Origin of the sequence: Salinivibrio sp. YCSC6 (genome assembly GCF_004916735.1) — a bacterium.
GTDB lineage: Bacteria > Pseudomonadota > Gammaproteobacteria > Enterobacterales > Vibrionaceae > Salinivibrio > Salinivibrio proteolyticus.
Genome location: NZ_CP039516.1, coordinates 2,113,834 through 2,125,885, shown reverse-complemented (window position 1 = coordinate 2,125,885; position 12,052 = coordinate 2,113,834). Strand labels below are relative to the sequence as shown.

General features: G+C 52.0%; 15 protein-coding genes. 7 read left to right on the top strand and 8 right to left on the bottom strand.

The genetic code is table 11. The annotated features are described in order from the left end of the window. The first annotated feature begins 5 nt into the window (after positions 1-5). On the top strand, positions 6-491 hold the full coding sequence (locus E8E00_RS09780) for a zinc ribbon-containing protein (protein ID WP_069587418.1): 486 nt from the start codon (positions 6-8) through the stop codon (positions 489-491). A gap of 54 nt (positions 492-545) precedes the next feature. On the opposite strand, the gene E8E00_RS09775 is transcribed toward E8E00_RS09780, so the two are convergent. From E8E00_RS09775 to E8E00_RS09760, 4 genes are read right to left on the bottom strand one after another with little or no spacing between them, the layout of a single operon-like run. Then, positions 546-953, bottom strand: a complete 408-nt coding sequence (locus tag E8E00_RS09775; protein ID WP_069587482.1) for a DUF2069 domain-containing protein — start codon at positions 951-953, stop codon at positions 546-548. A gap of 36 nt (positions 954-989) precedes the next feature. After that, positions 990-1,580, bottom strand: coding sequence for an NAD(P)H:quinone oxidoreductase (gene wrbA, locus E8E00_RS09770; RefSeq protein ID WP_096631145.1), 591 nt, complete (start codon positions 1,578-1,580; stop codon positions 990-992). Further along, positions 1,577-1,933: an arsenate reductase (glutaredoxin) gene (gene arsC, locus E8E00_RS09765; protein ID WP_096631148.1), complete on the bottom strand. Its 357-nt coding sequence runs from the start codon at positions 1,931-1,933 to the stop codon at positions 1,577-1,579. Before arsC ends, wrbA begins: the two co-directional genes overlap by 4 nt. A gap of 24 nt (positions 1,934-1,957) precedes the next feature. Continuing rightward, entirely contained in the window at positions 1,958-3,472 is a 1,515-nt protein-coding gene (locus E8E00_RS09760) for a M48 family metalloprotease (RefSeq protein WP_096631151.1), read from the bottom strand. Between the two features lie 132 nt (positions 3,473-3,604). Here E8E00_RS09760 and E8E00_RS09755 point away from each other — a divergent pair, with 132 nt between their 5' ends. The 3 genes from E8E00_RS09755 to E8E00_RS09745 all read left to right on the top strand — a co-directional run bounded on the left by E8E00_RS09755 (position 3,605) and on the right by E8E00_RS09745 (position 6,457). Continuing rightward, the gene (locus tag E8E00_RS09755) at positions 3,605-3,826 is read left to right on the top strand and encodes a sulfurtransferase TusA family protein (protein WP_069587415.1); all 222 of its coding nucleotides are present in this window, start codon (positions 3,605-3,607) and stop codon (positions 3,824-3,826) included. Positions 3,827-3,836: 10 nt separating this feature from the next. Further along, on the top strand, positions 3,837-4,916 hold the full coding sequence (locus E8E00_RS09750) for an AI-2E family transporter (RefSeq protein ID WP_096631154.1): 1,080 nt from the start codon (positions 3,837-3,839) through the stop codon (positions 4,914-4,916). Between the two features lie 104 nt (positions 4,917-5,020). Next, entirely contained in the window at positions 5,021-6,457 is a 1,437-nt protein-coding gene (locus E8E00_RS09745; RefSeq protein WP_096631157.1) for an FAD-dependent oxidoreductase, read from the top strand. 81 nt (positions 6,458-6,538) lie between these two features. On the opposite strand, the gene bcp is transcribed toward E8E00_RS09745, so the two are convergent. Continuing rightward, entirely contained in the window at positions 6,539-7,009 is a 471-nt protein-coding gene (bcp, locus tag E8E00_RS09740; protein WP_077480223.1) for a thioredoxin-dependent thiol peroxidase, read from the bottom strand. Positions 7,010-7,280: 271 nt separating this feature from the next. Between bcp and dapA the strand changes: the two genes are divergently transcribed. From dapA to purC, 3 genes are read left to right on the top strand one after another with little or no spacing between them, the layout of a single operon-like run. Next, on the top strand, positions 7,281-8,159 hold the full coding sequence (gene dapA, locus E8E00_RS09735; RefSeq protein ID WP_096631159.1) for a 4-hydroxy-tetrahydrodipicolinate synthase: 879 nt from the start codon (positions 7,281-7,283) through the stop codon (positions 8,157-8,159). A gap of 15 nt (positions 8,160-8,174) precedes the next feature. Next, a complete protein-coding gene (bamC, locus tag E8E00_RS09730) occupies positions 8,175-9,206 on the top strand; it encodes an outer membrane protein assembly factor BamC (protein WP_096631162.1) in 1,032 nt (343 codons plus the stop codon). Positions 9,207-9,265: 59 nt separating this feature from the next. Next, positions 9,266-9,979 carry a phosphoribosylaminoimidazolesuccinocarboxamide synthase gene (gene purC / locus E8E00_RS09725; RefSeq protein WP_077640509.1) on the top strand — a complete coding sequence of 238 codons (714 nt, stop codon included), beginning with the start codon at positions 9,266-9,268 and terminating at the stop codon, positions 9,977-9,979. 62 nt (positions 9,980-10,041) lie between these two features. Here the strand turns inward: purC and E8E00_RS09720 are convergent, their stop codons facing one another. From E8E00_RS09720 to dapE, 3 genes are read right to left on the bottom strand one after another with little or no spacing between them, the layout of a single operon-like run. Continuing rightward, positions 10,042-10,230, bottom strand: a complete 189-nt coding sequence (locus tag E8E00_RS09720) for a DUF2897 family protein (protein WP_096631165.1) — start codon at positions 10,228-10,230, stop codon at positions 10,042-10,044. Further along, positions 10,218-10,916: a M15 family metallopeptidase gene (locus E8E00_RS09715; protein ID WP_096631168.1), complete on the bottom strand. Its 699-nt coding sequence runs from the start codon at positions 10,914-10,916 to the stop codon at positions 10,218-10,220. Before E8E00_RS09715 ends, E8E00_RS09720 begins: the two co-directional genes overlap by 13 nt. Then, positions 10,913-12,046 carry a succinyl-diaminopimelate desuccinylase gene (gene dapE / locus E8E00_RS09710; protein WP_069587406.1) on the bottom strand — a complete coding sequence of 378 codons (1,134 nt, stop codon included), beginning with the start codon at positions 12,044-12,046 and terminating at the stop codon, positions 10,913-10,915. Before dapE ends, E8E00_RS09715 begins: the two co-directional genes overlap by 4 nt. Positions 12,047-12,052 lie beyond the last annotated feature (6 nt).

Sequence of the window (12,052 nt, the reverse complement as noted above, 5' to 3'; positions counted from 1 at the left end):
GGACGATGAATAAAGAGAAAGATCCCCAACAAAGCATCATCGAGCGCGTTAAAGAGGCGCTGGAAAACAGTCCTGAATCCCTTGCGCGCTGGGTGGAGTTGTCGGAGCAATACCTTAAGGCCGCAGCGGATTTAACCAAAGATGAATGGGCATTGATTGAGGCGTACTTCAAACGTGATGTCAGAGCGTTTGGCGCGCAATATGACAAATCACAGGCCGATGAGATAGACAGTGAAGTTTTTAACGACCTGATTGCTGACACCATTTGGGAACAACTGGCGGAGATCACCGACCGAACGCAGCTGGAATGGCGTGAAGTGTTTGATGATTTGCAGCATCAAGGGGTGTATGAAGCCGGGGAGATTGTGGGGTTAGGTATATTGCAATGTGAACAATGCCAGCACCAGACTCGCCATAATCGCGTGGATGTGATTCATCCTTGTGTGAAATGCGGGCATCGCTTTTTTACCCGTCGCGCTTACCCAGCCTAAATCAAAAGCGGGCCGGCAATCCCGGCCCTTGCGTTATCCATGCCTCAGGCGGGCTTATTCTTCACCTTTGGCACTTTCAAAGCGTGCTTTTTCTTCTTTCTCAACCTGAGATAGTCGAGGCAATTTAAGTCCTTGCGCTTTTCCCATCCAGCGGGCAAACACAATATTACTCCAAAATGCACAGCTGACCAGCACAAGCTCGGCGACTGCCAGCCAGCGCTCGCCCTCATCGACATATATCAGGGTCAGGGCATGCAAAAAGTAAAACATTAAAATAAAGTTGGCCCAAGCGTGAGTGAACGCTTTGCCCTTAATCAATCCAGGCAGTGGCAACAGCAAAGGCACCAGCCAACCGATCGTGACCGCCCACGCGTTTAAGTGTGGGTGAGGAGATAGGTAGGCGTGCCAAAGCGCTACCCAAGCGATTAGGCCAAGGTTGCTGGCAAGCGAGAGTTTACGCATCAATGCAAGACGAGGGTCAGTCACTGTGATGTCCTTTTACGAGCTAGTGGGGTTGAGCGTGCGCGCGAGTGAAGCGAGCCGTCGGCCGAGCGCGTTGGCTATTTTTTTCTCATCGGCGAGCAAAGGCGTTTGAGCGTCGCTCACACTCGAGGCTCCATAGGGCGAACCACCGCCTTGAGTGGTGTGCAGTGCGCTTTCACTGTGCGGTACGCCAACAAGAATCATACCGTGATGTAGCAGGGGCACCGTCATGGTGAGCAGGGTGGTTTCTTGTCCACCATGAAGCATAGAACCGGCCCCAAACACAGCGGCAGGTTTATCGATTAAGGCCCCAGAGAGCCACTCGGCACTGGTACTGTCGATAAAATGCTTGAGTGGCGCGGCCATATTGCCGAAACGCACCGGGCTACCCAAGGCTAGCCCGTCACAGTCGAGCAAGTCTTGGCGAGTCACAAAAGGATCGCTGGCTGAATGGGCCGATATTTTTCCGTCTGTGTAACTCGGCAATTCTGGCACCGTACGTAACACTGCCTCCACGCCCTGAGATTCAATGCCTCGCGCAAGCTGTTGCGCCAGTTTGCGCGTATTGCCTGAGCGGCTGTAGTAAAGCACCAGTACCTTTGTCATGCCAAAAGATCCAGGACATTTTCTGGTGGACGACCAATAACGGCACGCTCAGCTTTAACGGCGATCGGGCGCTCAATGAGTTTAGGGTTGTTGACCATCGCGTCGAGCAGTTGTGCTTCCGTCACGCTGGCATCACCCAGCTGTGCGGTTTTATAGTCTGCTTCTTTGGTACGCATCATGTCGCGGAATGAGAGGATGCCGAGCTTATCTTTCAAGGCGGTCAGCGTGTCGGCTGACGGAGGCGTTTCCAGATACTTAACGATGTTTGGTTGCACGCCATTGGATTCGAGCAGTGCAAGTGTTTCACGGCTTTTGGAACAACGCGGGTTGTGATAAAGCGTAATAGTGGTCACGACAGATATCCTTATTTGAATGAATTAACGATCTTTTAGGGCGTTAAAGCGCGCTTGCTGATGACGAAGCTGATCAAGCCGCGCATCATAGCGTGCTTGTGCCAAGCTTCCCAACTCGACAAGTTGGCTGGCTTGTGTGTAATTACGAATGGCTTTTGACCATTGACCACGCAACGCGTAGCGCTCGCCTTGGGCGGCAAGCTCGCCATCCCGATGCGTACCGGTACTCTCGTACGCTTGTTGTAACAAAAACCAGCCGTTACTGTCATCGGGATATTGATGGGTATAACGCTCGAGCGCCGGAATGGCTTCCTGACCCCGTTGGGCTTTGACGTACGTATAAGCACGGTTCAGGAGTAGGACGCGATTGTCGGGCTGATTGGCGAGTGCATCATTTAGCCGTGAAAGCGCTTTCTCAAAGTGCTTCTCGCCAATATCAAGATCTGTCATCGCATCGATGAAAAAGCGATTGTTTGGTTGCGCTTGAATAAGGGGGGTTAGCAAAGCGCGTGCTTCATCGAAGCGACGCGCATCAATGTGCAAGAGTGCCACGCCATAGTTGAGGCTTTGTTTTTCCGCCGGTGATGCTTTTTTCAGCTTACGCTCGAACCAATCCATGGCCGATTCGGCGGCGATGCCGCTATAACGGGCCACGATGCGAGCACGTGCCAGTTGGTAGTCGGGCGACAGAGGCACACGCTTTTGAGGGTATTGCCGCGCTCGAGCCCGAGAGTCGGTAATACGTGATTCGGGTAACGGGTGAGTGCTGAAATATTCCGGCATCTTACTGGCGTAGCGATATTCATCGGCCAGTCGAGTGAAAAAGCGAGGCATTGCACTGACATCGAAGTCGGCGCGAGCTAAGGTGTCGATTCCGATCCGATCGGCTTCTTCTTCGTTCCGGCGCGTATAATTGATACGGCTTTGAATGGTGCCTGCTGTGGCAGCATGGGCAGCGGCAATACCGGCCTCTGGTGCGGCAATGGCGAGCATCAGCGACCCCACCAGTGCGGCCACTGTCAGTGGGGATTTCTTGGCTTGGTCTTCCATGCTGCGGGCTAAGTGACGCTGGGTCACGTGGGCGATTTCATGCGCCATGACGGACGCAAGTTCACTCTCAGTATTGGCATGTAAAAACAAGCCAGAATGCATAGCGACATAACCGCCGAAGAACGCGAATGCATTAATCGCTTGGTTATCAATGAGAATAAACTGAAAAGGGGTGCGCACATCATTGGCATTGGCGACAAGACGATGGCCGAGCGCATTCACATACTCAGAAAGCAATGGGTCGCTGATAATGGGTTTACTGGCGCGCAGCATCCGCATATAGGCATCACCAAATTCCTTCTCTTGCGCAATGGTCAGTGTCCCCGCAGCGGCGGTGCCGATATCCGGTAAATCGAATCCATATTGCTCGGTGCTGGCGGTTGCGGGGGCGGTAGCCAAAAGGCCCGCTAACAGATAGGCCAACAAGCGGCGACCCGACCGTTTAGACGGCAGAAGAGAGTGTGAATGGCGCAAAGCACGTAGCGGCATGATAGCGTGAACCTTTCGTTAGCAAACGGAATGTAACCTAGGATACAGACCAATAAAATGCGTGTGGGTTTCGTTGGCGTTCTGTCTAATGTCCATTACAATGCAGGCGATAATACCTACCGGTGAGACAGAATGGAATGTCAAACGCTTGATTTACGTGAGCATGTCTGCCCGATGGCATTACTGCTTGCCAAACGTGCTGCCGCACAGTTAGGACAGGGTGATCAGCTTATCATTTTGCTGGGGGATGCCGGCGCGCAACAAGACATTCCGCGCTATTTTGAACAGCAAACCTTTATCATCGAGTGGCTGGATAGGCCACAACAGGCGCGCTTGAAAGTAACCAAAGAATAACGGATCGATTATGTTTGATATGTTAAACCGCTGGTATCGGCGGCGCTTCTCCGACCCACATGCAGTGAGCTTGGTTGCCATCTTGCTGGTTGGCTTTATCACTATCTATTTCTTTGGCAATTTACTGGCGCCGTTACTGGCTGCCATTGTGATTGCTTACTTACTGGATTGGCCCGTTAATCGCTTAACCCGCATTGGTTTGCCGCGCACCTTGTCGGTGATGGTGGTCAGCACTTTGTTCGTGGGCATGACTATGATGGCGGCCTTTGGTTTAGTGCCGACCATTTGGAACCAAGGGGTAAACTTGGTGGCGGATGTGCCCAACATGTTTAATAACGTGCAGGCGCTGATGCTAAGCTTGCCTGAACGCTACCCTGAATTGATCAAGCCTCATATGATCAACACCTTTGTCGATACGCTGCAAAATAACGTGCTACGTATGGGCGAAACCTTGGTGAAAGGATCCCTGTCTTCGCTCGTGAACTTGGTCGCTTTGGCGGTGTATCTCGTGTTAGTGCCGCTGTTGGTATTTTTCCTGCTTAAAGATAAGCAAGAAATGTTGGCGACGTTTAAAGGTTTATTGCCCCGTAATCGACGCTTAGCCTCGCGTGTGGGTCATGAAATGAACCAACAAATCTCCAATTATATTCGTGGCAAGGTCACGGAAATTTTGATCGTAGGCAGCGTGAGCTATGTGACGTTCAGCGTGTTAGGGCTCGAGTATGCGGTACTGCTTAGCGTAGCGACCGGGTTCTCGGTGCTGATCCCCTATATCGGTGCGGCGGTTGTCACCTTACCAATCGCAATCGTGGCGCTGTTTCAGTGGGGGCTCACGCCTGAGTTTTGGTACGTCATGATTGCTTATGGCGTGATTCAAGCGCTTGATGGCAATGTACTAGTGCCAGTGCTGTTTTCTGAGGCTGTCAACTTGCATCCCGTCGCCATCATAATAGCCGTACTGGTTTTCGGTGGACTCTGGGGCTTTTGGGGCGTATTTTTTGCTATTCCATTGGCGACCTTGGTGAAGGCGGTTTGGCAGGCGTTGCCTGTGATTGAGCTTGAGGACGACCCGAAACCTGATGCTCAGTGATCCATCTCACGTTCGCCGCTCTAATAAACAAGGTTGAGCGGGGAAGCGCATGCCTTTCCGCACCAATTTGGCCCAGAAAAAGCAGTACATAGAAAAGAGTTGGCATGGAACAACATAGGCAACAACAAACACAGGTAAATCGGTTTCGTGTCGCGGTCATTGGTGGCGGTGTCGCGGGAACAACGGCGGCGCTGCGGCTGGCAGAGCGTGGCATCGACACCCAGTTGTTTGAAGCAGGCACTGGGTTAGTGAATGGTCCCCCTATTTGTCACTTGCATGCAGGGGGCAACCTCTACCGCGAAATTTCACTCGATCAGTGCTTAACCTTGCTCGAGCAGTCCGTTGCGACAGTGCGCATGTACCCACACTCAGTCAACCGTCGTCCTACGGTTCTGGCTGTTCCTCAGCAAGATAAAGGATCTCTGGATAGTGTGATTGCGCGCCTAGAGACCCTGCATGCACGCTACGCGCAACTTGTCGAGATGGATAATGCCAACAAGGTGATGGGCGAACCCGAAGAGTATTTTCGCCTCTTCCATCAAGCCGATTTAGCCGCGCTGAAACAGCGAGACTATGAAAGCTTAACCGACGCGGCCGAACGCTGGATGTGGCCCGTTGCACAGTCCTTGCGCCTCGATAGTATGAAGTATCCGCTGGTATTGGTACAAGAGTATGGTTTGAGTGTTTTCCGCCTTGCCGCTGAAGCGCAACTCGCCCTTGCCGACGTCTCGCACTGCCAGCTCGCGTTTAATCATAAAGTGATTAACACCCAAGCAAATGGCGCGGGGTGGACAGTCACCTACCAAGATGCACACGGGCAAGTTCAATCAACGGATGTGGATTATCTGATTAATGCGGCGGGTTTTAGAACCGGTACCATTGATGATCAAGCGGGTTTTGCGCGTCGTCGTCTTGTCGAATACAAAGCGGCTTACATTGCCCATTGGCCAAGCACTACTTGTCAGTGGCCAGAAATCATTGTTCACGGTGAACGCGGTACGCCACAAGGCATGGCGCAGCTGACGCCGTATCCTGATGGCTTCTTCCAGCTCCATGGCATGACCAAAGACATTACTTTGTTCGAAGGGGGCTTAGTCAGTAGCACCCACGACTCGGCGCAGCCGGCTGTGGCTGCCGAGTATGTGAAAAACATCGATCAAGGTTGGTCATGGTCACATGCCTGCGAGCGCACCGAGCGGGCAATTGCGCACTTCGCGCAGTGGCTCCCTGATTTTCAGGACGCTGAAGTGGGGGGGAAACCACTGTGTGGCGCACAACAGATCCCCGGAGAGGATCCGTCTTTGCGTGCCTCTGATGTGTCGTTCGATGGTGATCGTTATGCACGTTTAGAGATTGTCAAAGCCTCTTCGGCACTGACTGCCATCAACAAGGTTCTCTCGCACTTTGAAGATGTTGGATGGCTTTCGCCTGACGCAACCTATCCTTTGCCGCGTCCGAGTCACGCGCAGATCGTTGCGACCGCGTGTCAATTAGCAACGGAGCGGGGCTACCCAGAAGGATTAGCCAAACCCGTGGGTTAATGGCGTATTGGCTCCCACAAAAAGAGCATGGCGTTTGCCATGCTCTTTGTCGTTAAGGGAAAAGAATGGTGATAACCGCTATCAGGCTTGCTGTAAGTAGTCCAACACAACTTGGTGATGGTCTTTGGTTTTAAACTTGTTGAACACATGTTCAACATTGCCATCTTTGCCAATTAAAAAGCTGAGGCGATGAATGCCATCGTACTCTTTACCCATGAATTTCTTCGGTCCCCAAACACCAAAAGCATCCGCGACAGCGTGGTCTTCGTCGCTTAACAAGGTGAAATTCAGTGAGTCACGCTCAACAAAGCGCGCCAGTTTTTTTACCGGATCGGGGCTTATCCCCAACACCACGGTGTCCAACGCATCCAGTTCGGCTTTGGTATCACGCAGTGAGCAAGCTTGCGTCGTACAGCCCGGGGTCATAGCTTTTGGGTAAAAGTAAACCAGAACACGCTTGTCGCCTTTGAATTGGCTAAGCGTGACCGTATCGCCATTTTGATCTTGTAGTGAGAAGTCAGGCGCGGTGGCGCCAGCAGTCAAGGTTTGCATGCGGGAGGTTTCCTTTTTGTTGTTCGCGAGTTATTCAACGATGATAGGGACTTGACGAATTTACGCAACCCGCTGATGTGGCGATCACTGTGCGCTGACATCCTTTGACCGGAAATTAACCCCATGTTGGTCACCTTGAATGGTACCTTTATCACACGGTCTGGCAGCGACGAAAAAATTTTCTGGTAATCCTGTGTTGCGCGTAGGGTTGTTCTTGTGTTTGCCAGACGCCAAAAGTAACATTGCATCATTAACACGAAGGGAGACAAACATGGTTTCTGGAAGCATTGTGGCGCTTGTCACACCAATGGATGCACACGGCGAAGTTGATTACGTTAGCCTGAAAAAACTGGTCGAGTTCCATATCCAATCGGGAACCGATGCTATTGTCGCAGTTGGTACGACCGGTGAGTCGTCGACTGTTACGGTTGACGAACATATCAAGGTCGTTTTAAAGACCTTGGAATTCGCCGATGGCCGTATCCCTGTGATCGCGGGTACGGGGGCCAATGCCACTCATGAAGCTATTACCTTCAGTAAAATGTTTGCAGGCTCAGGCGTTGCAGCTTGTTTGAGCGTGACCCCTTATTACAACAAGCCCACTCAAGAAGGCTTGTTCCAGCATTACAAAGCGATCGCCGAAGCAAGCGATTTACCACAAATCTTGTACAACGTGCCTGGGCGTACCGCCGTTGACTTACAACCCGAAACCGTGGCGCGTTTGGCACAGTTTGACAACATCATCGGCTTAAAAGATGCCACGGCAGATGTGAGCCGCGTAGCCATTCATAAGGAACTTTGTGGCGACGATTTCCTCTTATTCAGTGGCGATGATTTAACAGGGCTCGATTTTGTGCTTGCAGGGGGCCACGGTGTGATCTCCGTGACCAATAACGTGGCTGCGGCACAGATGGCGAAAATGATCCAACTCGCCCGTGCTGGAGAGGCTGACCAAGCACACGCGATTAACGAAACCTTGATCCCATTGCATCGCCACCTCTTTGACGAGGCCAATCCGATTCCTGTGAAATGGGCAGTCCGTGAAATGGGCTTGATTGAGGATGGCCATCTACGTCTGCCATTAACCGAATTAAGCGAACACTTGCGCCCCGCCGTGCGCGAGGCCATGCAGGTTGCAGGTGTTGTTTAAGCTGTTGGAGTGCGAATGAAACCAGTATTTAGGCTCGGCCTTTGTGCCATCATGGTAACCGGATTGGTTGCTTGCAGTGGTGGCGCCGAGCAACGTCGTCAGGCGAAAGATGATTTCGACTATTTAAACACGACCCCGCTTTCAGAATGGCAAACTTTGCCAGACCAAGCGCCCTACTTTTCAAGCAACTACCAAATCCCATCACAAGATTTTGAGGGAGAGGTGGGCAAAGACGTAGACATTCGTCCGCCGCGTCAGGTGTTGGACCTTGTGCCGGGAGCACGTATTGAGCGAGACAGCCGCGGGGTTACCTTAGCGGTGGTGAATGAAAAGCAGCTGTCGTCACTTTGGCAAACCGTGGAGCGCTTGGCGGATGACGGCACCATCCCGGTTGCTCAGCGCGAAGAGAATCAGCTCGAGACGGGCTGGATTGCGTGGGAAAAAGAAGACAGCGAGCATCAGGCGCGCTTTCGTATTGCTCGCCTGGAGCAGGGCCGTCGTTTCGCCCTCGGTGTCAACTTGATTGAATGGCGTGCGCAAAAAGGTGAGCAGCCGCTGACACCCGCCCTAAGCGAGCGTTATAACACCTTGATGACTAATTTGATCACGGTGAGTCATGATGCCGCCTTGCGTGCCGAAGCTCGCCGTGTCGCACAGCAGCGCCAGTCTGATATTCCAATCAGCTTTGGCACTGATCGCAGCGGTTTGCCGGTTATTATTGCCCGCGCGCCGTATGATGTGGTGTGGGAAAAGCTGCCAGCGATCATCAAGCCGCTCGGTTTTTCCATTGAAAGCCGCAATCAGTCGCAAGGCACTGTGAAAACACGCCACGTCGCACCCAGCGATGAAAGTTGGCAAGCGTTGGGCGTTGCGCCAATTAGTTTAAGCGATAATAGCTATACCTTGCTGTTAGGCGATTTGGGGAACCGAACCTCAATCAACGTGACCACCAGCAAAGGGAAACCAGTGAAAGAGGAAACGCTCAAAGCCTTGAGTCCTGCACTGAAAGCGGTTATTGCCCAGCTTGGCAATGCGCCAACCCCATAATCACCCAGGGACGCCTTATGGCGTCCCTCGTTTTTAGCGCCTAATGGAGAGTATAGGTAATGGAAAAACGTGCTGAGTTGTATCGCGGCAAAGCGAAGTCTGTGTATGCAACTGATGATGAAAACCGCTTTATTCTGCACTTTCGTAACGACACCTCTGCGTTTGACGGTGAGCGAGTGGAGCAGCTAGATCGCAAAGGGGAAGTGAATAACAAGTTTAACCACTTCATCATGCAAAAACTGGAAGCGGCTGGCATCCCGACCCAAATGGATCAGCTACTGTCTGATACCGAAGCGGTGGTAAAAAAACTGGAGATGATCCCAGTAGAATGTGTGGTCCGTAATATTGCCGCCGGCTCTTTGTGTCGCCGCCTAGGCGTTGAAGAAGGCACGGCGTTGACGCCACCGACATTTGAGCTGTTTCTTAAAAATGATGCGTTGCATGACCCTATGGTCAATGAGTCGCTCTGTGAGTCGCTAGGGTTTGCCACACAAGCACAACTGGAAACCATGAAAGCGCTGACCTATCAGGTTAATGATGTGCTGAAAGCTTTGTTTGCTGAAGGTGACTTGTTGCTGGTGGATTACAAACTCGAGTTTGGTGTTGACCATCAAGGTAACATTGTCCTCGGTGACGAGTTTAGCCCAGATGGCTGCCGTTTGTGGGATGCCAACACCCGAGAAAAACTGGATAAAGACCGCTTCCGTCAAGGTTTGGGTGGCGTTGTTGAAGCCTACATCGAAGTGGCGAAGCGTATCGGCCTGAACCTGTAATTTTTTGGCTTAAAAACGCAAACGTTTGCGTTTGTTTAAGAGAAAATAGCGCCATGATGGCGCTATTTTTTTGTCGATGGTGTGTCGTCGGGGTGTGTTTCGTCGGCGTCGGTTTTATCGTCAGGTTTATCTTTATCTTTATATTTAAGCCCAAACTTAGCATTCGCTGTGTACTTAAGCGCCATAATATTGCTGACCACGACCGCGACCACAATCGCGATAATCACATAAGGATTGGTTAGCCATTCCATGAGTGCACCTCGCAGATGTTGGTGACATAGGTTGAATATATCCAATCTAGTTGTTCAAGAATAGCCTGCTGTCCCAGAATGGGCGCTTGCGCAATTACGTGATGCAAGCCATCTAAGGTCAAGGCATTAAGCAGAGGTTGGCTAGTGGCAATATGGCTAATGTGCCACGGCTCGCGAGCAACGCCTCCTTGGTCCTGCGCATAGGGAAAGAAAAATCCGTAGCGCGGCGCATGAGCGTGCAGCCAGGTTGCGAATCGGGCCTGAGGCCCATGATCGTATTCTGCTTGTGCCAGCGCTAACGATTCACCGGGTGCCAATGCCTGTTGGTCAAACACATCCAAATCCGTTCCCCAATGATGACGGCTGGTGCCCGGCAGGGCGGACCAACGCAAGATTGCTCGCACTCGTTCATTATCCGTGAGGGTGTGAATGTCAATCGGTTGGCCGTGGTCGTCTAAGACCGGCTTTTCGCCTCGATATTTGCCATTCCAAATCGCCAGTTGTCTATCAAAAGGCCGATGGGCACTGGCGATGGTTAGCGTAAAGCCGGCTTGATGCGCACTGTGGCGCAATGCCTCAAGGTGCTCAAGCACTTCGGGGTGCAAACAAGGCGCATTTGGCCGGGCATTGATTGGCACGAGAAATTGCGTATCTTGCCCGGTTAATTGTGCAAGGCTTAAGGTCAACGTAGGGCTTTCTCCAGCACTTTTTGGTACATGTCGGTGAGCTTTTCAAGATCGGGAATGCTGACGCACTCGTTCACTTTATGAATTGTGGCATTCACCGGACCCAGTTCAATCACTTGTGCGCCCATTTTAGCAATAAAGCGACCATCAGACGTGCCGCCTGTGGTTAACAGCTGGGGCGTTTGATGATTGACTTCTTCCACCGCTTCGACCACTGCATCGAGTAGGGTGCCTTTGTCGGTTAAAAAGGGATCGCCGCTATGGGTCCATTCAAGACGATACTCCAACCCGTGAGCATCAAGGATGGAGTAGACCCGTTGCTTGATGGTTTCGCTATCAAGCTCGGTACTAAAGCGGAAGTTAAACTGTGCATGACACTCGCCCGGGATCACATTCGCAGCCCCAGTTCCCGCTTGAATGTTAGGAATTTGAAAGCTGGTCGGCGGGAAGAAGTCGTTCCCGTTATCCCACACCGTTTGCGCGAGCTCAGTCAGGGCCGGCATGGCCTGATGTACGGGGTTATTGGCTAAGTGAGGATAGGCCACATGCCCTTGAGTGCCTTGCACATACAAATCGCCGGTGATCGATCCACGACGGCCATTTTTGACCACATCCCCCACATGATGGGTACTCGAAGGTTCACCAACAATGCACATATCAATGATTTCATCGCGTGCGACCAGTGTATCAACCACGCGCGTCGTACCATTGATAAATGGCCCTTCTTCATCCGAGGTGATCAAAAAGGCAATCGAGCCGGGATGGTTTGGGTTTTCAGCGACAAAACGCTCAACCGCCACCACCATTGCGGCCAGTGAACCTTTCATATCGGCGGCGCCGCGACCATGGAGATGGTCGTCAATCACCACGGCTTCAAACGGTGGCGTGTGCCACTGATCGCGCGGTCCGGCGGGCACCACATCGGTATGACCAGCAAAGGCAAATAATGGTCCTTGGGTGCCACGGCGTGCCCACAGGTTGGTGGTATCTTCAAAGACCATCGGCTCAATGGTAAAGCCCAATGCTTTTAAGCGTGCAATCATTACATCTTGGCAGCCCGCATCCTCTGGGGTGACTGATTCACGGTTAATCAAATCTTTTGCCAAAGACAGGGTAGCACTGTCAGTCATCTTAGT